Here is a 21,859-nt window from a genome sequence, read left to right on the forward strand (position 1 = left end):
TCATGAACTACACCCCCCAGGTCGAGACCGCCGAGATCTCCGACAGCGACCTCGACAACGTCTCGGGCGGCCTCGTCGGCGGCGTGCTCGGCAACGTCACGGGCACCGTTGAGGGCATCGTCCCGGTCGCCGGCATCGTCGGCTCGGTCACCGGTCTCGTCGAGTCCGCCACCGGCGTGAACACGGGCGCGGTCACCGGCCTGGCCACCGGCCTCACCGCCGGTCTCTGAGACACGGCAGTACCCCGCCGAGCCCCGGAACCCGTCGGTTCCGGGGCTCGGTGCCGACCGCTGACAGGTGAGGGAAGAGTTCCGTGCAGTTCCGCCAACAGGCCCTTTCCAAGCTGCAGTCGCCCGAACAGCTCGACCTTCCGGTGCGCTTCGCCCGCCCGCAGGGCCTCCTCGTCCTCTGCGTCACCGTCGCGGTGATGGCCGCGGCCTGCTTCTGGGCCGTGACGGGCTCCGTCGCCAGCACCCTCGACGCCCCCGGCGTCCTCACGCACTCCCGCGGCAGTTACATCCTGCAGAGCCCCGTCGCCGGCCAGATCACCGAGGTGCTCGCCGACGAGGGCGAGACCCTGCCCCGGAACTCCCCCCTGCTCAAGGTCCGTACGGCGCAGGGCGAACGCGTGGTCCGCACGATCGACGCGGGCCGGCTCACCTCGGTGACGGCCACGATCGGCGCCGTGGTCACCACCGGCGCGGACGTGGCGAGCGTCGAACGGATCGAGGGCGCCGACGACCCGCTCGTCGTCCTGCTCTACGTGTCCGGCAGCAGTGCCGCCTCGGTCCCGGTGGGCGCCTCCGTCGACCTCACCGTCCAGTCCGTGCCCGCCCAGCAGTACGGGGTGCTGCGCGGCAAGGTGGCCGCGGTCGGCAGGACCGCGCAGACACAGCAGCAGATCACCCGCTTCCTCGGTGACGCCCAGCTCGGCGAGCAGTTCTCCCGGCACGGCAGGCCGTTGGCGGTCCTGGTGAAGATCGAGCCCTCGGACTCCACGAAGTCCGGCTACCGGTGGTCCTCGGCCGACGGCCCCCCGTACGCGATCGGCTCCATGACCCTGGCCACCGGCTCCGTCCGTCTCGCCGACCAGCGCCCGATCGATTGGCTGCTCCCGTGACCGCACCGCATCCGTCCCCCACCGCCCAGCAGCTGCCGCCGCCCAGTCGTGGCAGGCACCGCCCGGAGGGGGCTCCGGGCAACAGGCGGCGGTCGCGCCCGGCGGCGAAGCCAGGGCGGACCAAGACCGTGCACACCCCCACCGTGCTCCAGATGGAGGCGCTGGAGTGCGGTGCGGCCTCACTGGCGATGGTGCTCGCCCACTACGGCCGCCATGTGCCGCTGGAGGAGCTGCGGATCGCCTGCGGCGTCTCGCGTGACGGCTCGCGCGCCAGCAACGTGCTCAAGGCCGCCCGTAGTTACGGTCTCCAGGCCAAGGGCATGCAGATGGAGCCCGCGGCCCTCGCGGAGGTCCGGGCGCCCGCCATCCTGTTCTGGGAGTTCAACCACTACGTCGTGTACGACGGCGTGGGGCGCCGTCTCGGACGGCGGGGCGTGTACATCAACGACCCCGACAAGGGGCGCCGGTTCGTGCCCTCCGAGGATTTCGACACCAGCTTCACGGGGGTCGTCCTGGTCCTCGAACCCGGCGAGGGCTTCGAGCGCGGCGGACGGAAGCCCGGCGTCATGGCCGCCCTGCCGGCCCGGCTGCGCGGCACGACGGGCACGATGCTGGTCGCCCTGCTCGCCAGCCTGCTGCTGGTGGCGGTCGGGGCGACGCTCCCGGCCCTGAGCCGTACCTATATCGACATGTTCATGATTGGCGAGCAGACCTCGCTGCTGGGCGTGCTGTTCGCCGCGATGGGCACCATGGTCGCCCTCACCGTCGTGCTGACATGGCTGCAGCAGGCGAATCTGCTGCGCGGGCGCGTCATCGCGTCCACGCTCGGCAGCGCGCGCTTCTTCCGGCATCTGCTCAGGCTGCCCGTCACCTTCTTCTCGCAGCGCAGCCCGGCCGACCTCGTCCAGCGCCTCCAGTCGAACGACGCCGTGGCCGAGACCCTCGCCCGGGACCTCACCGCGGCGGGCGTGGACGGCATCGTCGTCCTCCTCTACGCGTTCCTGCTCTGGACCTACGACCCCCAGCTGACCGTGATCGGGGTGGGGATCGCGCTGCTCAACGTGGTCGCCATGCGCATCGTCGTACGGATGCGGGCCGTCGGGACGCAGAAGCTGCGCGCCGACAGCGCGCGGCTCACGAACACCTCGTACACCGGCCTCCAGCTGATCGAGACGATGAAGGCCACGGGGGGCGAGAACGGGTACTTCCGCCGGTGGGCCGGGCAGCACGCGACGACGCTGGAGGAGCAGCAGCGTCTCGGTGTGCCGAGCGCCTGGCTGGGCGTCGTCGCCCCCGCGCTCGCGACGCTCAACAGCGCGCTGATCCTGTGGATCGGCGGACTGCGGGCCGTCGAGGGGCACATCTCGATCGGCCTGCTCGTCGCCTTCCAGGCTCTGGTGACCCGCTTCACCGCGCCGGTCACCCGGCTCAACGGGGTGGCCGGCAGGGTGCAGGACTTCGCGGCCGACGTGGCCCGGCTCAAGGACGTCGAGAACTTCCCTGTCGACCCGCTGTACTCCCGCCGTGAGCCTGCGGCGAGCACCCGCCGGCTCAAGGGCCATGTGACGCTGGAGGACATCACCTTCGGCTACAGCCCGCTCGACAAGCCGCTGCTCACCGGTTTCTCGCTCTCCGTGGGACCCGGGCAGCAGGTGGCGCTCGTCGGCGGTTCGGGCAGCGGCAAGTCGACGGTCTCGCGGCTCATCTCGGGTCTCTACAGCCCCTGGGAGGGCACGATCCGCATCGACGGGCAGCGCCTGGAGGACATACCCCGGGGCGCGCTGGCCGCGTCCGTGTCCTTCGTCGACCAGGACGTCTTCCTCTTCGAGGGGACGGTCCGGGACAACGTGGCGCTGTGGGATCCCTCGGTCCCTGACGAGGCCGTGGCCGAAGCCCTCCGGGACGCCGCCCTGTACGACGTCGTCGCCCGCCGCCCCCGCGGCATCCACAGCCGGGTGGAGCAGGACGGCCGGAACTTCTCCGGCGGGCAGCGTCAGCGCCTGGAGATCGCACGGGCGCTGGTGCGCCGCCCCAGCATCCTGGTCCTGGACGAGGTGACCAGCGCGCTGGACGCCGAGACGGAGCGGGTCATCATCGACAACCTGCGGCGGCGCGGCTGTGCGTGCGTCGTGATCGCGCACCGGCTCAGCACCGTCCGCGACAGCGACGAGATCGTGGTCCTGGACCACGGGACCGTCGTGGAGCGCGGCCGGCACGAGAACCTGGTGGCCGCCGGGGGCCCGTACGCCGATCTGGTCAGGGAGCACTGACGTGGCATCCGTACATCCTCTCGCCGGCACGGAGGCTCCCGGGCTGGACCCTGTCATCGGCGCGCTGGGTGCTCTCGGCGAGCCGGTGGACTGCGCCGGGCTGCGGAGTCTGTCGCTGGAGGGCCCCCAGGTGCTGTGGCTCGTCGTGGGCGGCGCCCTCGACCTGTTCGCCGTGGACGCGGTGGAGCAGGGGCACTGGCACTTCCTGGGCCGGCTCGAACCGGGAACGCTCGTGCTGGGCCCGGTCGAGGGTCCGCAGCACACCCTGGTCGGGCGGCCGCTCCAGGAGTGCGTGCTGCGCCGGATCCCGTTGCGTGAGCTGTACCGGCCGGAGTACGCCGACCAGGGGGCGTACGAGGCGCAGTACCGCAGCCGTTACGACACCGGGGACGCGACGCTGAGCCTGCTGGAGCACGCCTTCTCGCTCGGCGTGGGCCGGAGCCAGCGGGTGCTGTTCGAGGCCCCGCTGGACGGGCGGACCGCCTTCGACGAGGCGGTGGGCGACGACGACATCCTGTGGCTTCCGGTGTCGCCCGGCAGTGTGCAGTACGGCGCCGCGTTCAGCGCCGAGGCGGCGGGTGACCTGCTCGTCGACCCGGCGATGTGGCAGGGGATGGTCAATCAGCAGTACCGCCTGCTGTCGGCGCTTGACCGCTGGATCGAACAGCTGGAGCGCGCGCACGAGGACCGGACCGCGGCGGGTATGAAGGCGGGCGAGGCCGTCCGCAAGGAGGCCGACCAGGCGCTGCTGACGTCGATCGGGCGGTCCCGGAGGGGTTCCTCGCCCGCGACGGGGGCTTCGGACGACGCGGTGTACGCGGCCTGCCGCCTGGTGGCGCGGGACTCCGGGATCGTCCTCGGTGAGCCCGCGGCGGGCGGGGCGGTGAGCGACCGGATCGACCCGGTGGAGCGGGTCGCGGTGGCCTCGCGGGTCCGCACCCGGGCGGTACGGCTCGACGGACGCTGGTGGCGGGAGAACTCCGGGCCGCTGGTGGGCCGTCGGGCCGCTTCCGGCGCACCGGTCGCCCTGCTCTGGCGCCGTGGCCGCTACGAGGCGGTGAACCCGCTGACGGGCCGGCGCAGCCGTGTCGACAGCTCCTCCGCGCAGGAGTTCGACGAACGAGCCGTGATGTTCTACCGGCCGCTGCCGGAGCAGCCCTTGAGCAAGAGGCAGCTGCTGCGGTTCGGCCTGTTCGGCACCAGGGGCGACCTTCGGAGACTGGTGCTGGCGGGGCTGGTGACGGTGGCTCTGGGTGCGCTGGTACCGATCGCGACCGGCAAGGTGCTCGGCGTGTACGTGCCCAACGCGCAGAACGCCCTCATCGTGCAGGTGTCGCTGGCCGTCATCATCTCCGGCGTGGTCTCGGCGGCCTTCATGCTGCTGCAGAACCTCACGATCCTGCGGATGGAGGGGCGTATCGAGAGCACGCTCCAGCCGGCGGTCTGGGACCGGCTGCTGCGGCTGCCGACGAAGTTCTTCACCGAGCGTTCCACGGGCGAACTGGCGAGTGCGGCGATGGGAGTCAGCTCCATCCGCAGGGTGCTGTCCGGCACCGGTCCGGTGGTGGTGCAGGCGGGCACACTCGGGGCGATGAATCTGGGCCTGCTGCTCTGGTTCAGTGTGCCGCTGGCGCTCACCGCCGTCGCGATGCTGGTGGTCATCGCCGGGGTGTTCCTCACCATGGGCATGTGGGAGCTCCGTTGGCAGCGCCGTCTGGTCGTGCTGGGCAACAAGCTCAACAACCAGGCGTTCCAGACGCTGCGAGGGCTGCCCAAGCTGCGGGTCGCGGCGGCCGAGAGCTTCGCGTACGGGGCGTGGGCGGCGGAGTTCGCCCGCAGCCGCGAGCTGCAGAAGCGGGCGGGCCGGATCAAGAATCTGACGACGGTCCTGAACGCGGTCTATCTGCCCCTGTGTTCACTCGTCATCTTCGTCCTGCTGGCGGGCCCGGCGCGCGGATCACTCACGGCCGCCGAGTTCCTGACCTTCAACACGTCCGTGACGATGCTGCTGACGGCCGTCACCCAGCTCACCGGGGCCTTCGTGTCGGCCGCCGCCGTACTGCCGATGTTCGAGCAGATCAAGCCGGTGCTCGACGAGGCACCCGAGGTACGCGGCGCCAGCACCCAGCCGGGCGAGCTGTCCGGGGAGATCGAGGCCAGGGGTGTGTCCTTCCGTTACTCCGACGACGGCCCGGTCGTCCTCGACGACGTGTCGCTGACCGTGCGCCCGGGCGAGTTCGTCGCGGTGGTCGGCCCGAGCGGATGCGGCAAGTCGACCCTGCTGAGGCTGCTCATCGGCTTCGACAAGCCGGTCTCGGGCAGTGTCCTCTACGACGGCCAGGACCTGACGGCGCTCGACCAGGCGGCGGTGCGCCGTCAGTGCGGGGTCGTCCTGCAGAACGCCCAGCCGCTGTCCGGGTCGATCCTGGACTGCATCTGCGGCGCCGAGGTCTTCACCCAGGAGGAGGCGTGGGAGGCCGCGGCGATGGCGGGGCTGGCCGAGGACATCAAGCGGATGCCGATGGGACTGCAGACGATGATCTCCGGTGGCGGCGCGATCTCCGGGGGGCAGCGCCAGCGGCTGATGATCGCCCAGGCGCTCGTCCGGCGCCCCCGCATCCTGTTCTTCGACGAGGCGACCAGCGCGCTGGACAACGAGACCCAGCGCACGGTGATCGAGAGCACGAGGTCCCTGCGGGCCACCCGGGTGGTGATCGCGCACCGGCTGTCCACGGTCATGGACGCCGACCGGGTGATCGTCATGGCGGACGGCCGTGTCGTCCAGGAGGGGCCGCCCGCCGAGCTCCTCGCGGACACGGACGGGCAGCTCCACGAACTGGTGCGGCGTCAGATGAGCTAGGGAAATCCTCGGGCCCGCTCGCAGGCGCCCTGGGACTTCACCGGTCGGCAGGCCATGATGGCCCGATGAGTCGAGAGACGGACGGTACGGGCGAGCTGAAGCAGGGCAGTTTCCGGCTGGCGGCGTACGCCGTGTGCATCGAGGACGGACGGGTGCTGCTCGGCCGTCACGCGTCGGGCAGCTGGACTCTTCCGGGCGGCAGGGTCGAGCACGCGGAGGATCCCTTCGACACGGTGATCCGGGAGGTCGCCGAGGAGACCGGCTGCGACGCGGTGGTCGAACGTCTGCTCGGTGTGGACTCGAGGGTGATTCCCGCAGCCGACACGCATGCGGGGGTCGTGCACCAGAACGTCGGCGTCTTCTACCAGGTCCGTATCACCGGCGGCAGCCTCCGCCCTGAGCCGAACGGCGAGATCGCCGAGTCGGTCTGGACGCCCCTCCCCGAGGCCGCTCACCTCCGCCGGTCATCGCTGGTCGACATCGGCCTTGCCCTGGCCCGGAGCGTTCCGGCGACCGGCCACGTCGCTCGCGTCGCGGTGGGCGGGCTGATCGAGCACTGAGGCATCACCCGCCCGCGTCCCGGGAGAAGGTACGGGACACGGGCGGTCCGGTCACGGCTACGGCCGGCGCCCGCCCGGCACGGGGGGCTCCACCGCGTCGCGGATGCTGGCGCGGGCCGCCGCGGCGACGGCCTCGGCGGTGATGCCGAACTCGTCGTACAGCCGCTGGTAGTCGGCGGAGGCGCCGTAGTGCTCCAGGCTGACGATCCGGCCGGCGTCGCCGACCACCTCGCGCCAGCCCTGGCCTACGGCGGCCTCGACACTCACGCGTGCGCGCACGTCCGGCGGCAGCACCTCGTCCTGGTAGGACAGCGGCTGCTCGGCGAACCACTCGCGGCAGGGCATCGAGACCACACGGACGGCCAGGCCTTCGTCGACGAGCAGTTTGCGGGCGTCGAGAGCGATCTGGACCTCCGACCCCGTCGCCACGAGGATGACGTCGAGGGCGGTGCCGGAGGCCTCCACGAGGATGTAGGCGCCCCGCGCGGCTCCCTCGGCGGGGGCGTGGACCCCGTCGGCCCGGTCGAGCACCGGCAGGTTCTGGCGGGTCAGGACGAGACCGGCGGGCCGGTCGGTGTGCTCCAGGATCGTCCGCCAGCAGGCGGTGGTCTCGTTGGCGTCCCCGGGGCGTACGACGTCGAGCCCGGGGATCGCGCGCAGCGCGGCCAGGTGCTCGACGGGCTGATGGGTGGGGCCGTCCTCGCCGAGTCCGATCGAGTCGTGGGTCCACACGTAGGTGGCGGGGAGCTTCATCAGGGCGCCGAGGCGGACCGCGGGGCGCATGTAGTCGCTGAACGTGAGGAACGTGCCGCCGTAGGGGCGGGTCAGGCTCTGCAGCGCGATGCCGTTGAGCACCGCGCCCATGGCGTGCTCGCGGATGCCGAAGTGCAGGGTGCGCCCGTAGGGGTCTCCCGCGAACTCGGCCGTCTGCCGGTCGGCCGGGATGAAGGAGGGCTCGCCGTCCATGGTGGTGTTGTTGCTGCCCGCGAGGTCCGCGGAGCCGCCCCACAGCTCGGGCAGGACCGGTGCGAGCGCGGTGAGCACCTTGCCGGACGCCTTGCGGGTGGCCATGCCCTTGGGGTCGGCCGGGAACTCCGGCAGGGCGTCGGTCCAGCCCTCCGGGAGCTCCTGCTCGCGCAGCCGGTCCAGCAGGGCCGCCCGCTCCGGACCGGCCGCCCGCCAGTCCTCGTAGCTCCGCTCCCAGCGCTTCCGGGCGTCCCTGCCCCGCTCCCCCACGGCCCGGGTGTGGGCGAGGACCTCGTCCTCCATGGGGAAGTACTCCTCGGGGTCGAAGCCGAGGAGCCGCTTGGTGCCGGCGACCTCGTCGTCCCCCAGGGCCGCCCCGTGCGCCTTGCCGGTGTTCTTCTTCGTCGGCGCGGGCCATCCGATGATCGTGCGCAGCATGATCAGTGAGGGCCGGGACCGCTCCGCCTTCGCCGCCTCGATCGCGGCGAGGAGCGCGTCGACGTCCTCGACGTAGTCGCCCGTTCGGGTCCAGTCCACGGTCTGCACGTGCCAGCCGTACGCGGCGAAGCGGGCCGGGACGTCCTCGCTGAACGAGATGTCGGTGTCGTCCTCGATGGAGATGTGGTTGGAGTCGTAGAAGGTGATGAGGTTGCCCAGTCGCTGGTGTCCGGCCAGCGACGCGGCCTCGGAGGCGACGCCCTCCATCATGTCGCCGTCGGACGCGAGCACGTAGACGTGGTGGTCGAACGGGCTGGTGCCCGGTGCGGCGTCCGGGTCGAGCAGGCCCCGCTCCCGGCGTGCGGCCATCGCCATCCCGACGGAGGCGCCCATGCCCTGGCCCAGCGGACCCGTGGTGATCTCGACGCCGCGGGTGTGCCGGTACTCCGGATGGCCGGGGGTCGCCGACCCCCACGTCCGCAGCGCCTTCAGGTCGTCCATCTCCAGGCCGTAGCCGGCCAGGTAGAGCTGGATGTACAGGGTGAGGCTGGTGTGGCCGCACGAGAGGACGAAGCGGTCCCTGCCCAGCCATTGGTCGTCGGCGGGGTCGTGCCGCATGACCTGCTGGAACAGCAGGTAGGCGAGCGGGGCCAGGCTCATCGCCGTACCGGGGTGGCCGTTGCCCGTCTTCTGCACGGCATCGGCGGCGAGCACCCGTACGGTGTCCACCGCGCGCAGGTCCACGTCGCTCCACCCCGCCCGCTCGGCCAGTGGCCGGGCGAGGCCGGGGTCTCGTGATGCCGTGAGGCCGGAAGAGGATCGCTCGGGCGCCATGGTGTTGTCTCCCTCGGACGTCGCTTCTCGGTACGACGGGGCCGGTCGGTGCGGCTCGCCACCTCTCGCATCCTCCGTTTTCCCGCCGCCCTCCGCACCCGGAGTGGCGACGGGAAAGGCCCCGCCGTCCGGTCACCTACCCTCTGCGGCCCCCGACAGGCACGACGAACTTGTTCGTTACGAACATGTTCGTTACGGTTGAGGAGTGACCCCGCGATCCCCGGAACCCCGTAGCCGCCGCGAGCGGCCGGCCAAGCCCGCCCTCACCCACGAAACCATCGTCGCTGCCGCCGTCCGGCTCATGGCCGCCGAAGGACTGCAGCGCGTCACCATGCGCCGACTGGCCCAGGAGCTCGACACCGGGCCCGCGTCCCTGTACGTGTACGTCGCCGGCACGGCGGAACTGCACGCCGCGATCCTCGAGGAACTTCTCGGGGAGGTCGACCTCACTCCGGCCGCCGGCGACGGCGACTGGCGTGACCGGCTGGCACAGGTACTCCTGTCGTACACCCGCGTCCTGTTCGACCACCCCGGCCTCGCCCACTCCGCGCTGCTCGCCCGGCCCGCCGGGCCGCACTACCTGGCACTCGTCGAGACGGTCCTCGCGATCCTGCACCAGGGCGACGTACCCGACGCGCAGGCCGCCTGGGGAGTGGACGTGCTCCTCCAGGTGGCCACCGCCACCGCGGCCGAGCAGTCCGGGCGCGCGGGTGATCCCGACGCCGAGGCCGAGCACGACGCGCTCGTCGAGACATTGCGGCAGGCATCCCCCCGGACCCATCCACGTATCGCCGCGCTCGGCAGCGACCTCGCCTCGGGCACCCCGCAGCAGAGGCTGGCCTGGATCTTCCGTGCGGTCGTCAACGGGGCGGCCGGCACGCCCCGCTGAGCTCGCCGGAAGCGCCCGTACCCGTACGAAGGAAAGCGAAGGCATGACCATGAACACCACCCCGCACCACCCCATAACCATCGTCGGTGCCGGCATCGGCGGCCTGGTCCTCGCCAGGGTCCTTCACGTGCACGGCATCGAGGCCGCCGTCTTCGACCTGGACGCCGATCGGCACGCCCGCACCCAGGGCGGCATGCTCGACATCCACGGGGAGACCGGCCAGGCGGCGATGCGCGCCGCGGGACTGTACGAGGCGTTCCGGGCCCGGGTGCATCCCGGCGGCGAAGCCGCGCGCGTGGTCGACAAGCAGGGCCGCGTGCTGCTGGACCACAAGGACGACGGCACCGGTGACCGGCCCGAGATCGACCGGGGTGATCTGCGCGATCTCCTGCTCGACGCGCTCCCCGGGGACACCGTCCACTGGGGCGCCAAGGTCATGGGGGCGGAGCCGCTCGGCGACGGGCGCCACACGGTGACGCTCGCGGACGGCACCACCTTCACCACCGGCCTGCTCATCGGGGCGGACGGCGCGTGGTCGAGGATCCGGCCACTGCTGTCCGGTGCCCGGCCCGCGTACACCGGCATCTCCTTCGTCGAGCTCGACCTGCACGACGCCGATGCCCGCCACCCCGAGTGCGCCGAGCTGATCGGGGGCGGGATGTTCTTCGGCCTCGGCGAGAACAAGGGGTTCCTCGCCCACCGCGAGACGGACGGAAGTCTGCACGTCTACGCCGCTCTGCGCGCAGCCGAGGACTGGCTGTCCACCATCGACTTCGCCGACACCGAGGCCGCGAAGACCGCACTGCTGGCGCACTTCACCACCTGGGCGCCCGGCCTGCGCCGGCTGATCACCGAGGCGGACGGCCCACTGACTCCCCGGCTCATCCACGCGCTGCCCACCGGGCACCGCTGGCAGCACCTTCCCGGTGTCACCCTGCTCGGCGACGCCGCGCACCTGATGTCCCCGTTCGCGGGTGAGGGCGCCAACCTCGCCATGATCGACGGAGCCGACCTGGGGCAGGCCGTCGCCGCACACCAGGGGGACACCGAGGCCGCACTGTCGGCCTACGAGGCGGTCCTGTTCGCCCGGAGCGAGCAGACCGCTCTGGAGTCCGCGCGGGGCCAGGAGACCCTGTTCGACGACCGGGCACCGCAGCTGCTCATCGATATGTTCACCTCTCACGCGGCATAGGAACACGGGTGCGGCGACGCCGCGGCCCACCGGGCACGCCCCGGGCGGGGCCGGCCCAGCGGAACCGGCTCACATCACCGCCACGTCCGCGAAGCGGGCCGCCGTGTGCAGTTCGGACTCGATGTCCCCCGCGGTGCGGCGCAGTTCGGGCAGTACCTGCTCCAGGCATTCGCCGATCGTCCGGCTGCTGCTGTGCATGGCGACGTTGATGGACGCGACCGCCGCGCCCGCCCGGTCCCGTACGGGTACGGCGACCGAGCGCAGGCCCGCCTCCAGCTCCTCGTCGACCAGGGCGTACCCCTCGTTGCTCACACGCTCCAGGGCGGCTTCGAGTTCGGTGCGGTGGGTGAGGGTGTGGGGCGCCAGGGGGCGCAGCTCCGCATGGTCGAGGAGTGGCCCGAGCTCATCCTCGGGCAGTCCGGCCAGCAGGGCGCGGCCCAGAGAGGTGGCGTAGGCGGGGAAGCGTGTGCCGACGGTGATGTCGACGGTCATGATGCGGTGGGTGGCGGCGCGCGCCACGTACTGCACGGAGTCGTCGACGAGGACGGCGAGGGAGGCGGAATCCTGGATCCGTGCCGCCAGCGCGGCGAGGTGCGGATCGGCGATCCGCGCCAGGGTCGTGCGGGAGAGCGGTGCGTAGCCGAGGGCCAGGACGCGTGGTGTCAGCCGGTGGTCACGGCCGTCGGCCGTGACGTATCCGAGGTGTTCGAGGGTGATCAGGGCGCGGCGGGCGGAGGCGCGTGAGAGACCGGTGGCGCGTGCGACGGCGCTGAGGGTCAGGGCGGCGCCGTCCTCCCCGAAGGCGGTGATGACCGTCAGGCCCCGGGCGAGGGACTCGATGAACTCCCGGCCGAGCTCCTGCTTCGAGGCCGTGGTCCAGGAGGCGAGGGCGCCCGGGGCCGGGGTGTGGTTCGCGGGGGGCTCGTCACGCAGTCGGCGCTCCATCGCCGAGGCGGCGTCGAGCAGCCGGGGCAGGAGGTCCTCGCGGAGGCCCCGCACGGTGTGCCTGCTGGTGTGACTGACCACACTGAGCGCGCACGCGAACCCTCCGGCGTGATCCCGCACGGGCACGGCGAGGGCGAGGAGGCCGGGTTCGATCAGCTGATCGTCCACCGCCCAGCCGTCCGCGCGCGCCGCTTCCACCCGCCCCTCGAACAGGTCGTCCGCCGGCCGGGGCCCCGGAGGCAGGGACGGGAAGTGCGCCCCGTCCGGGTCCGAAGCCCGCCGCTCCCGCCAGGCCCGCCACTCCTGCGCTCCCCATCGGGTGGCGAACAGCGTGCCCGGGGCGGTGCGTTCGGCCGGCAGCAGGTCACCGATGCGGAAGCGCAGGGACATCGCGCGCCGGCGGGTGGTCTGGTGCACGAAGCGGATGCCGCCGCCGTCGGGAACGGCGAGGGAGACGGACTCGTCGAGCTCCTCCGCGAGGGCGTCCACCCGGCCGCCGAGGAGGCCGGGAAGGCGGACCGAGGAGAGATAGGCGTTGCCCAGCTCCATCAGGCGCGGCGCGAGGGTGACGACCTTGCCGTCGAGGCGGACGTATCCCGTGCGGGCGAGCGTGAGCGTGATCCGGTCGACGGTCGAGCGGGCCAGCCCGGTGGCGCGCTCCAGATCACTGAGGCCGAGGGAGCCGTCGGCGTCGGTCAGCCGGCGCAGGACGGCTATGCCGCGCATCAGCGGGGCCACCGCCTCCGCGGGCGTCTCCTCGCCCGGCCGTGACGTGCCGGTCGGTGCCATCTGTCCTCCGTCGGGTGGGGGCGGCCGATGCCGGGACCGTTGACAGGGCTCCGGCTCTGGCGGCAGACTCACATCATCATAGTGAAGGAAACTTCACTATGCGAACACTATTGGATGGACGGTCCCATGGACAAGGTGGTCGCGTCAGCGGCGCTGGCCGTCGCCGACGTGCCGGACGGCGCTTCGGTGGCGGTGGGAGGCTTCGGTCTCAGCGGTGTGCCGAACGTGTTGATCGACGCTCTGTACGCGAGCGGCGTCAGCGGACTCGGTGTCGTGTCCAACAACTGCGGGGCGATGGACTCGGGGCTCGCGGTGCTGCTCTCCGCGGGCCGGATCACCCGGGTGACCGGCTCGTACATCGGCGGGAACAAGGAGTTCGCCCGACAGTACCTCGGCGGTGAGCTGGAGCTGGAGCTGATCCCCCAGGGCACCCTCGCCGAGAGGCTCCGGGCGGGCGGGGCGGGGATACCCGCGTTCTACACCCCCGCCGGCGTGGGCACGCAGGTCGCCGACGGCGGGCTCCCCTGGCGCTACGACGGCGACGGCGGAGTGGCCGTGGCCTCCCCGGCCAAGGAGGTACGCGACTTCGGCGGCACCGAGTACGTCCTGGAGCACAGCATCCGCACCGACTTCGCCCTCGTCAGGGCGGCGAGGGGCGACCGGCACGGCAATCTGGTCTTCAACAAGTCCGCGCGCAACTTCAACCCGCTCGCCGCCATGGCCGGCCGCATCACCGTGGCGGAGGTCGAGGAGCTGGTCGAACCGGGCGAGATCGACCCGGACCACGTGCACCTGCCCGGCATCTTCGTGCAGCGGGTGGTCGCGCTGACACCCGAGCAGGCCGTGGACAAGAAGGTCGAGAAGCGGACGATCACGGAGCGGGGGGCACAGGGCTGATGGCCTGGAACCGGAACGAGATGGCCGCCAGGGCGGCCGCGGAGCTGCGCGACGGCGAATACGTCAACCTCGGCATCGGACTGCCGACGCTGATCCCGAACCACCTGCCCGAGGGTGTGCACGTCGTCCTGGAGTCCGAGAACGGCATCCTGGGCACCGGCGCCTTCCCGTACGACGAGGAGGTCGACCCCGATCTGATCAACGCGGGCAAGGAGACGGTGACCGTGCGTCCCGGAGCCTCGTTCTTCGACTCGGCGCTCTCCTTCGGGATGATCCGGGGCGGTCACATCGACACAGCCGTCCTCGGGGCCATGGAGGTCTCGGCCCGGGGCGACCTCGCCAACTGGGCGGTGCCGGGGAAGATGGTGACCGGCATCGGCGGGGCCATGGACCTCGTGCACGGGGCCCGCCGCGTCATCGTGACCATGACGCACACCTCCAAGGACGGCAGCCCGAAGATCGTCGAGGAGTGCACCCTGCCGCTGACCGGCAAGGCGTGCGTCCACCGCATCATCACGGATCTCGCCGTGCTCGACGTCACCGACGACGGCCTGGTCCTGGTGGAGACCGCACCCGGGGTGACCGCCGCCGAGGTCCTGGCGAGGACGGCCGCCCCGGTCCTCACCCCCGAAAGGACCGCCTCATGAGCTTCCGCCCCCGCGACGTGTACGTCGTCGACGCCGTCCGCACCCCGATCGGCAGGTACAACGGGGCACTCGCGCAGGTACGGCCCGACGACCTCGCCGCCCACACCATCCGCGCGCTGCTCGACCGCACCCCTGACCTCGACCCGGCGCGCATCGGTGACGTGGTGCTGGGAAACGCCAACGGCGCGGGTGAGGAGAACCGCAACGTCGGCAGGATGGCCGCGCTCCTCGCCGGACTGCCGGTCTCCGTCCCCGGCGTGACCGTCAACCGCCTCTGCGCCTCCGGCCTCGAAGCCGTCGTGCACGCCGCCCGTGCGGTGGCGCTCGGGGACCACTCGCTCGTCGTGGCCGGCGGCGTCGAGTCGATGACCCGCGCCCCGTACGTCCTGCCCAAGAGCGACCGTGCCTTCCCCGCCGGGCACACCGAGATGTACTCGACCACCCTCGGCTGGCGCATGGTCAACCCGCGGATGGATCCGCAGTGGACGGTGCCGCTCGGCGAGAGTGCCGAGCTGATCGCCGACAAGCACGCCATCAGCCGGGAACAGCAGGACGAGTTCGCTCTCGCCTCCCACCGGAAGGCGTCGGCGGCACGGGCTGCGGGGTTGTTCGACGGGGAGATCGTGCCCCTGACCATCCCGCGTCGCAAGGGCGATCCGCTCGTCGTCGACCGGGACGAGTGCATCAGGGACGACGCCTCGCTGGAGGCCATGGCCAAGCTCCGCCCGTCCTTCCGTACGGAAGGCGGCACCGTCACCGCGGGCAACTCCTCCCCGCTGAACGACGGTGCGGCGGCCCTGCTGCTGGCTGACGAGGAAGGCCTGCGCGCCACCGGCCGCGAACCGCTGGCCCGGATCACGGCTTCCGCCGTGGCGGCCAACGAACCGCACTACTTCGGGCTCGCCCCCGTCGAGGCCGTGAACAGGGCACTGGACCGGGCGGGCAGGAGCTTCGCCGACCTCGCCGCCCTCGAACTCAACGAGGCGTTCGCCGCCCAGGTGCTGGGCTGCGCCGCCGAGTGGCCCGACCTCGACCCGTCCGTCCTCAACCCTCGTGGTGGGGCGATCGCGATCGGCCACCCGCTCGGCGCCTCGGGAGCCCGCCTCGCCGGGTCCGTCGCGCACCAGCTGAGGGCCGCCGGGTCCGGGACCGGCGTGGCGACACTCTGCATCGGCGTGGGCCAGGGCTCCGCACTGGTGCTGGAGAGGTAGCCCGGGGCTGCGGGGGCGGCTCCTCCCGAGCGGCGGAACGGGCCTGCCGGATGAATGATGGACGGCATGACCTCCCAGACCGCGATTCCGGCGGCGGACACGATCCCGCCCGTGCGGCTGCCGCCGCCGGGCGGTCCGGAAGGCGTGAGGACGGCGAGCACGGGCGGAGAGGCCCGTCCGTTCACGGCGAGGGCCGCTCGATGAGGTCCGCGGAGGGGCTGCTGGAGATCGGCTTCATGCGCACGGTGTTCGACAGCCTGGGGACCGGGGTGTTCGTCACCGACAACACCGGCCGGCTCACCGCGTGCAACCCCCGCGCGCAGCAGATCCTCCGCCGTCCGCAGAAGCAGATGCTCGGTCACGACATGCACGACCTGCTGCACCGCGGACCGGACGGCGCCACGCCCCCGCGGGACGAGTGCGTCATGCTGGCCGTTCTGGGGAGCGGTCGGCCCGCCGAGGGCAGCGAGGAGCTCTTCCTGCGCGGGGACGGCACCCTGGTGCCGATCATCTGGGCGGCCACACCGTTGCGGCACGAGGGGCACGCGCAAGGCTCGGTGGTCGTCTTCCACGATTTCAGCCTGCACCGCGACGCGGCCGAGCAGACCGCGGCGTATCTCGCGGCCCTGGAGGGGCTCACCGCCCGGCTGACGATGGTGGCGGAGGTGTCGACGGTCCTGATCTCCGCCCTGGAGACGCCCGAGATGCTGGACAGACTGGCCGGACTGCTCGTGCCGGACATGGGTGACTGGGCGGCGATCGACGTGCACACGGCAAGGCAGGCGGGCGAGATGCAGCGCGTCGCCGTCCGCGCCCCTCGCGACCACCGGGCCGCGGAGGCGCTCAAGGGCCCGCTGCCTCCCCTGCCCGAGTCCACCCGTTCAGCCGTGGTCCAGGCCATGCGGAGCGCCGAGCCCGTCGTACTCGACGCGGACGCCCTCGCGGAACTGCCGGACAGCCCGCTCGCGCGCGCCCACCGGGAACTGTTCGACCGGCTGGGAGGTAGCTGCGCCGTCGTGGTGCCCCTGCACACCCGGCGGCAGGTCTTCGGCGCGCTGACCGTGGCGCGGGTGGACCCCGGATCCTCCTACAGCGAGGCCGAGGTCTTCGTACTGGCCGACATCGCGCGCCGCGCCGGCCTGGTCATGGAGGCCTCCGTACTGTTCGAGCAGCAGCGGCACGTCGCCGAGACCATGCAGCGCCAGCTCCTCACTCCCCTGCCGCAGGTCGACCACCTCGCGATGGCGGCCCGCTACCGGCCCGCCGAGAGCGCCGCCGAGATCGGCGGGGACTGGTACGACTCCTTCCTCCTGGGCGACGGCGTCCTGACGATGGTCATCGGGGACGTCGTCGGCCACGATCTCAAGGCCGCGGCCCACATGGCCGAGGTCCGCAACATGCTGCGCGCCCTGGCCTGGGACCGGACGGAACCCCCCAGCCTGATCATGCGCCGTCTGGACGAGGCCATGACCCATACGAGCGATGCCCCCATGGCCACCTGCGTCTTCGCCCGGATCGAAGGCGAGGAGGGCGGGCCCTGGCAGCTCCACTGGGTCAACGCCGGCCATCCGCCGCCGCTCCTGATCACCGCCGACGGGCACACCCGCTTCCTCGAAGGCGGTCACGGCCCCCTCCTCGGTCTCAGCTCGGCCCTGCACATGGGGCTGGGGTGGCCCGACGCCCGTGTGGACCTCCCGCCCCGGTCGACGCTGCTGCTGTACACGGACGGGCTCGTCGAGAGCCGCACCCGCGACATCGAAGCCGGTCTCGCCACGCTGCGCCGGCATGCCGCGGCCCTGGCCCGTCGCGACGTCGAGGACTTCCTCGACGAACTGCTGGTCCGCATCGACCCCAGCGGAGACGACGTCGCCCTGCTGGTCCTGCGCATCCCGGCGGCGGGCGTCGGCGCCGGCCCCGACGAGGCACCGGCGCGGCTTGCGCACAGCCCGGCCGCCGACAACCGCGGAGCGCCCGGCTCCCGCATCGAGGACACGCCCGTCAGGGACACCTCCGAACCGGCCTGAGGCATACGACGTGCGTCCCGGCAAGGGGGGTTGGGGACACCTTCGATCCGGGGCCAGGACGCACTGATCTTCCGGCCGGCGCCTGGCAGGGTCATCGGTGAGCGACCGACCGGCCCGCGTGATCCGGGCCACGACCCAGGGGGAACACCCATGCACCGCAGGCACCTCGCCGCAGCCGTCCTGATCGCCGCCACACTGACCGGGGCGCTCGCCCCCGTGGCCGCCGCCCGTCCGTCGGACCCGGTGCAGCGGCAGTTGGACCTGCTCGTGGACAGGGACGGTGTTCCCGGCGCGCTCGCGTACGACGGCAGGGCCATCCGGACCGCCGGGGTCGCGGATCTGGTGTCCGGCCGTCACATGCCCGGCGCCCAGGGCAGGTTCCGGCTGGCCAGCGACACCAAGGCGTTCACCGCGACCGCCGTCATGCGCCTGGTCGCGGACGGGAGGATACGCCTCGACGACCGCGCCGGAACCTATGTGCCCCAGCTCTCCGGAAGCGCCATCACCGTACGTCAGTTGCTGAAGCAGACCAGCGGGCTGCCGGAGTACTCCGCACTGGTCGACTGGTCCGAGGCCGGCACATCGGAGGAGTATCTGGCACTGGCGCTCGACGCGGAGCCCGTCTTCGAGCCCGGGGAGGACTGGGGCTACTCGAACACCAACTACCTGGTGCTCGGCATGGTGATCGACAAGGCCTCGGGCGTCGGCTTCCGCACCTACGTCGAGCGTACGATCCTTCGCCCGCTGCACCTGGAGGACACCTACTGGCCGGCCCCGGGCGAGCTGACCCTGCGCGGCCCGCACGCCCGCAACTACGGCGTGCACCCCGCGTCCCCGGAGGCAGGCGTCGTGGACGTGACCGAGCTTCCGGGCTACGAGTTCGGCGCGTCAGGCGGACTCGTCTCCACACCCGAGGATCTCAACGCCTTCTGGGACGGCCTGTTCGGCGGCCGGCTCCTGCCCGACCGGGCGCTGCGGCTGATGACGCGGGACACCACCGGCATCGGGGGCAGGGACGTCTACCCCGCGGGCAGCCGCTACGGCTACGGCGTCGCCTCGATCCCGCTCAGCTGCGGCGGCGTCTACTGGGGCCACGGCGGCGACCTGCCCGGCGGCTCGGTGGGCGGCGGTAGGGCCACGGGCGGCCGGGGCACGGTGACCGTCTACACGACGACGTGGGCCGCCGAGGGCGACAGTCTGAAGCATCTCCAGGGCGCAGTGGACGCCGCGCTGTGCGGCAAGGGCCACAGGTGACCTCGGCCCGTGTCCGCCGGTACCGGGCGGGCATGGGTCAGGCCGTGCCGGACGTCCGGGAGATCAGCGAACGTGGGTGACCATCACTCCGCCGGTCTCAGGCTTCTGCGCTGGTTGGCATGGAATCGCGCCTTCTTCTGACGATTCCCGCACGTGTTCATATCGCACCATTTTCGGGTGCGACTCCGGCTGGTGTCGAAGAAAGCGGCTTGGCAGGTCGGTGACGCGCACAAGGCCAATTGCCCGTCTCGCTCGCCTGCGATGACGCTGATCGCGTCGGCGGCGATCACGCTGAGGGCATCCTCCACGCGGGCAGCCGAACTGAGCCGCCATCGCCGCTCGCCCTCGGGCGTCAGGATCGCCGCGGCCCGGCCTTGAGCGCTGCAGTCGTTGATGACGTGGACAGCGGATACGGGGAGAGCGTCCTGGACCGCGGCCGCTGTCGCGGCGGCGTGAATCGACTCCCTCAGTTCCCGGGCGTGTTCGAGCTGGGCGGTGGTGCAGGAGTCCACGTCGAGGCCGCTCACCGCCAGCCAGTCGATAAGCCGCTGAGGCGTGGGAATGCGCTCCACAGCGTCGCCACGCCGCTCCGACAGAGTCCCCGTGAAGCTCATCGCGAGCACCTTGCCGAGGCGGAAGTCAGGGAACGCAGCACACATGGAACCACCATAGCCGGTTGCAGCTGGGCGCGGAGACCTGTTAGAACCGTCTTAGCCGGTTCCCATAGGGCCGAAGCCGGCTCCACGACGGCCAGGAGGTCTCATGCCCCGTCCGACCAGCGACGTGCAAGCGTTTGAAGCCCGTGCCACTGACGCCGATCTCGACGATCTGCGTGCGCGACTGGCCTCGGCGCGGCTGCCGGAGGCCGAGACGGTCCATCGCGCCGCGCCCGGCCCTCGCCGATGGGAGCAGGGCGTCCCTCTCGCCGACCTCGTCGACGTCGTGAACTACTGGCGCACCGCGTACAACTGGCGGTCGTTCGAGGAGCGCCTCAACCAGATCGGCCAGTTCCGCACGACCATCGATGACCTGGGAATCCACTTCCTGCACCGCCGGTCCCCGCGCACGGATGCCACTGCTCTGCTCCTGACGCACGGCTGGCCGGACAGCGTCGTTCGGTTCATCGACGTAGTGGACGAGCTGGCAGATCCGAAGGATGCGGACATGCCGGCGTTCCACGTCGTGGTCCCGTCGCTGCCAGGCTTCGGTTACAGCGACAAGCCGGAGACCACCGGGTGGGGAACCGAGAAGATCGCGGCCGCATGGGTGGAGCTGATGGGAAGGCTCGGCTACGACACGTTCGTGGCCCACGGCGGCGACTGGGGAGGCAATATCACCACGGTTCTCGGCGGCAGGTTCCCGGCGCACGTCCTCGGCATCCACACCACGTTCGCGGAGGGACCGCCCGGGCTGACTACGGAGGGGCTGACGGCGGTCGAGCGCGAGTGGACCGAGGAAACCCGTGATTTCTGGCGTCACCGCGCCGCGTACGCGAAGCAGCAGGCGACCCGGCCGCAGACCATCGGCTACTCGCTCGTCGACTCACCGGTCGGGCTTCTTGCCTGGATACTCGACAAGTTCGCCGAGTGGTCGGACACCGAGGACAGCCCGTTCGAGACGATCTCGATGGACCGCGTTCTCGACGACGTCACCCTGTACTGGCTGACGCGGACCGGCGCATCGGCGGCCCGCATCTACTACGAAAGCCACAACTCGCTGGACCCCGAACTTCGGGTCGGCGTCCCGGCGGCACTCACCATGTATCCCCGGGACGTCGAGAAGTGTCCGCGCCCCTGGGCGCAGGAGCGGTACCGACGGATCGTGCACTGGAGGACGCCCGAAGCCGGGGGCCATTTCCCGTCGCTGGAGGTCCCCGAATACTTCGTCAAAGATCTGCAAGAGGGCCTCGCCGCGGTGCTGGCCGCCCGTCGGTGACCTCACTCCGCGACGGCGACCCGGCACCGGTCACCGCCTGATCCCGTCGAGGCGTTGGGTGGGCTGGATCTGGAATCCGCGCTGTTCCGCGCCCTTGCACGGCTCAGCCGGCCGTGCGGGCCGCCATGTCGAGCAGTTCCTGTATGTGCAGGCCGTGGGCGGCGTCGATGCCGGTTCCCCGGCCGGTCCTGACCGCGGTGGCGAACTCGCGCCGGAGGACCGGCCAGCATTCCTCGTGGTCGATGCCCGCCGTGTCGTAGACCAACTCCTCCCCCGCGCCGAACAGTTCGATCCTGGTCCTGGCCTGCGGAAGCCGCACGCAGCCCGAGAGGGACGCCTGGCTGACCGCGCCGTTCTCGTGCTCGCAGGTCAGCTCGACCCAGCGGCGCGGGTCCCCGGTCGCCCGTACGGAGACGATGGGCGCGACCGCGGTGTCGAGGAGGTCCAGGAGGTGGGGACCGAGGTCGAGCAGCGCGCCGTGTTCCAGCCGCCAGGACGTGGCGAACTCCCCGCCGAGGAAGGCCCCGTGCAGATAGCAGGAGCGGGCTCCCGTGACCTCGCGGGTGGCCGCCTCGGCGAGGAAGGCGCGGGTGGCCGGGTGGTACCGCTTCGTGAGGACGAGCTGGGAGACCACTCCGTGGTCGCGGACGGCGTCCGCCACGGCGCGGGCCGCGTCGAGATCGGCGCCGAGCGGCTTCTCCAGCAGGAGGGCGCGGCCCGCGGCCGCGGCACGGGGTGCGAGGGCGGCCTGCACGGCGGGCGGTACGGCGAACGCGACCGCCTCGCAGCGGTCGAGGAGCTCCTCGAAGGAGGCGGCGACCGGTGCGCCGTAGGGCTCGGCGACCTCGGCCGCGGCCTCGGGGCGGCGCGCCCAGACCGCCGCCAGTGAGGTTTCCGGCCCGGCCGCGAGCATGCGGGCGTGCATGGCCCGGGCCCAGGGGCCGGCGCCCACGAGGCCGACGCGGACCGGTTCGTGGGGGCGGCTGTCCGGGAGGGGTGCGGTGGACATGGTGCTCTCCGTCGTTCTG

Annotated in this window: 17 protein-coding genes; 13 read left to right on the plus strand and 4 right to left on the minus strand. The window is 71.9% G+C overall.

What is annotated here, in order from left to right:
* Positions 1 to 2: 2 nt before the first annotated feature.
* The 5 genes from ACIP63_RS17245 to ACIP63_RS17265 all read left to right on the plus strand — a co-directional run bounded on the left by ACIP63_RS17245 (position 3) and on the right by ACIP63_RS17265 (position 6,810).
* Complete coding sequence (locus tag ACIP63_RS17245) at positions 3 to 230, plus strand: type A2 lantipeptide (RefSeq protein WP_401516404.1); 228 nt, start codon at positions 3 to 5, stop codon at positions 228 to 230.
* Positions 231 to 313: 83 nt separating this feature from the next.
* Entirely contained in the window at positions 314 to 1,120 is an 807-nt protein-coding gene (locus tag ACIP63_RS17250) for an HlyD family efflux transporter periplasmic adaptor subunit (RefSeq protein ID WP_401516406.1), read from the plus strand.
* On the plus strand, positions 1,117 to 3,390 hold the full coding sequence (locus ACIP63_RS17255; RefSeq protein ID WP_401516407.1) for an NHLP family bacteriocin export ABC transporter peptidase/permease/ATPase subunit: 2,274 nt from the start codon (positions 1,117 to 1,119) through the stop codon (positions 3,388 to 3,390). The genes ACIP63_RS17250 and ACIP63_RS17255 overlap by 4 nt, the downstream gene beginning before the upstream one ends.
* A gap of 1 nt (position 3,391) precedes the next feature.
* On the plus strand, positions 3,392 to 6,250 hold the full coding sequence (locus tag ACIP63_RS17260; RefSeq protein ID WP_401516409.1) for an NHLP bacteriocin export ABC transporter permease/ATPase subunit: 2,859 nt from the start codon (positions 3,392 to 3,394) through the stop codon (positions 6,248 to 6,250).
* A gap of 65 nt (positions 6,251 to 6,315) precedes the next feature.
* Entirely contained in the window at positions 6,316 to 6,810 is a 495-nt protein-coding gene (locus tag ACIP63_RS17265) for an NUDIX hydrolase (protein WP_401516411.1), read from the plus strand.
* A 57-nt stretch (positions 6,811 to 6,867) separates the two neighbouring features.
* Here ACIP63_RS17265 and tkt read toward each other — a convergent pair whose 3' ends face one another.
* Positions 6,868 to 9,048 carry a transketolase gene (tkt, locus tag ACIP63_RS17270; protein ID WP_401516413.1) on the minus strand — a complete coding sequence of 727 codons (2,181 nt, stop codon included), beginning with the start codon at positions 9,046 to 9,048 and terminating at the stop codon, positions 6,868 to 6,870.
* A 205-nt stretch (positions 9,049 to 9,253) separates the two neighbouring features.
* On the opposite strand from tkt, the gene ACIP63_RS17275 reads away from it, so the two are divergent.
* Both ACIP63_RS17275 and ACIP63_RS17280 read left to right on the plus strand, forming a co-directional pair.
* A complete protein-coding gene (locus ACIP63_RS17275) occupies positions 9,254 to 9,937 on the plus strand; it encodes a TetR/AcrR family transcriptional regulator (RefSeq protein WP_401516414.1) in 684 nt (227 codons plus the stop codon).
* A gap of 43 nt (positions 9,938 to 9,980) precedes the next feature.
* Positions 9,981 to 11,129, plus strand: coding sequence for an FAD-dependent oxidoreductase (locus ACIP63_RS17280; RefSeq protein WP_401516415.1), 1,149 nt, complete (start codon positions 9,981 to 9,983; stop codon positions 11,127 to 11,129).
* 69 nt (positions 11,130 to 11,198) lie between these two features.
* Here ACIP63_RS17280 and ACIP63_RS17285 read toward each other — a convergent pair whose 3' ends face one another.
* Positions 11,199 to 12,863: an IclR family transcriptional regulator C-terminal domain-containing protein gene (locus ACIP63_RS17285; protein WP_401516417.1), complete on the minus strand. Its 1,665-nt coding sequence runs from the start codon at positions 12,861 to 12,863 to the stop codon at positions 11,199 to 11,201.
* Positions 12,864 to 12,989: 126 nt separating this feature from the next.
* Between ACIP63_RS17285 and ACIP63_RS17290 the strand changes: the two genes are divergently transcribed.
* The 5 genes from ACIP63_RS17290 to ACIP63_RS17310 all read left to right on the plus strand — a co-directional run bounded on the left by ACIP63_RS17290 (position 12,990) and on the right by ACIP63_RS17310 (position 18,896).
* Positions 12,990 to 13,760 carry a CoA transferase subunit A gene (locus ACIP63_RS17290; RefSeq protein ID WP_401516419.1) on the plus strand — a complete coding sequence of 257 codons (771 nt, stop codon included), beginning with the start codon at positions 12,990 to 12,992 and terminating at the stop codon, positions 13,758 to 13,760.
* Positions 13,760 to 14,407, plus strand: coding sequence for a CoA transferase subunit B (locus ACIP63_RS17295; protein WP_401516421.1), 648 nt, complete (start codon positions 13,760 to 13,762; stop codon positions 14,405 to 14,407). The genes ACIP63_RS17290 and ACIP63_RS17295 overlap by 1 nt, the downstream gene beginning before the upstream one ends.
* Complete coding sequence (locus ACIP63_RS17300; protein WP_401516422.1) at positions 14,404 to 15,618, plus strand: thiolase family protein; 1,215 nt, start codon at positions 14,404 to 14,406, stop codon at positions 15,616 to 15,618. The genes ACIP63_RS17295 and ACIP63_RS17300 overlap by 4 nt, the downstream gene beginning before the upstream one ends.
* Positions 15,619 to 15,818: 200 nt before the next feature.
* The gene (locus tag ACIP63_RS17305; RefSeq protein WP_401516424.1) at positions 15,819 to 17,642 is read left to right on the plus strand and encodes a SpoIIE family protein phosphatase; all 1,824 of its coding nucleotides are present in this window, start codon (positions 15,819 to 15,821) and stop codon (positions 17,640 to 17,642) included.
* Between the two features lie 150 nt (positions 17,643 to 17,792).
* Positions 17,793 to 18,896, plus strand: coding sequence for a serine hydrolase domain-containing protein (locus ACIP63_RS17310; protein WP_401516425.1), 1,104 nt, complete (start codon positions 17,793 to 17,795; stop codon positions 18,894 to 18,896).
* Between the two features lie 83 nt (positions 18,897 to 18,979).
* Here the strand turns inward: ACIP63_RS17310 and ACIP63_RS17315 are convergent, their stop codons facing one another.
* A complete protein-coding gene (locus ACIP63_RS17315) occupies positions 18,980 to 19,555 on the minus strand; it encodes a CGNR zinc finger domain-containing protein (protein ID WP_401516426.1) in 576 nt (191 codons plus the stop codon).
* 103 nt (positions 19,556 to 19,658) lie between these two features.
* Here ACIP63_RS17315 and ACIP63_RS17320 point away from each other — a divergent pair, with 103 nt between their 5' ends.
* A complete protein-coding gene (locus tag ACIP63_RS17320) occupies positions 19,659 to 20,831 on the plus strand; it encodes an epoxide hydrolase family protein (protein ID WP_401516428.1) in 1,173 nt (390 codons plus the stop codon).
* A gap of 103 nt (positions 20,832 to 20,934) precedes the next feature.
* Here ACIP63_RS17320 and ACIP63_RS17325 read toward each other — a convergent pair whose 3' ends face one another.
* On the minus strand, positions 20,935 to 21,840 hold the full coding sequence (locus ACIP63_RS17325; RefSeq protein ID WP_401516429.1) for a Gfo/Idh/MocA family protein: 906 nt from the start codon (positions 21,838 to 21,840) through the stop codon (positions 20,935 to 20,937).
* Positions 21,841 to 21,859 lie beyond the last annotated feature (19 nt).

Origin of the sequence: Streptomyces sp. NPDC088746, from assembly GCF_044751065.1 — a bacterium.
Taxonomy (GTDB): domain Bacteria; phylum Actinomycetota; class Actinomycetes; order Streptomycetales; family Streptomycetaceae; genus Streptomyces.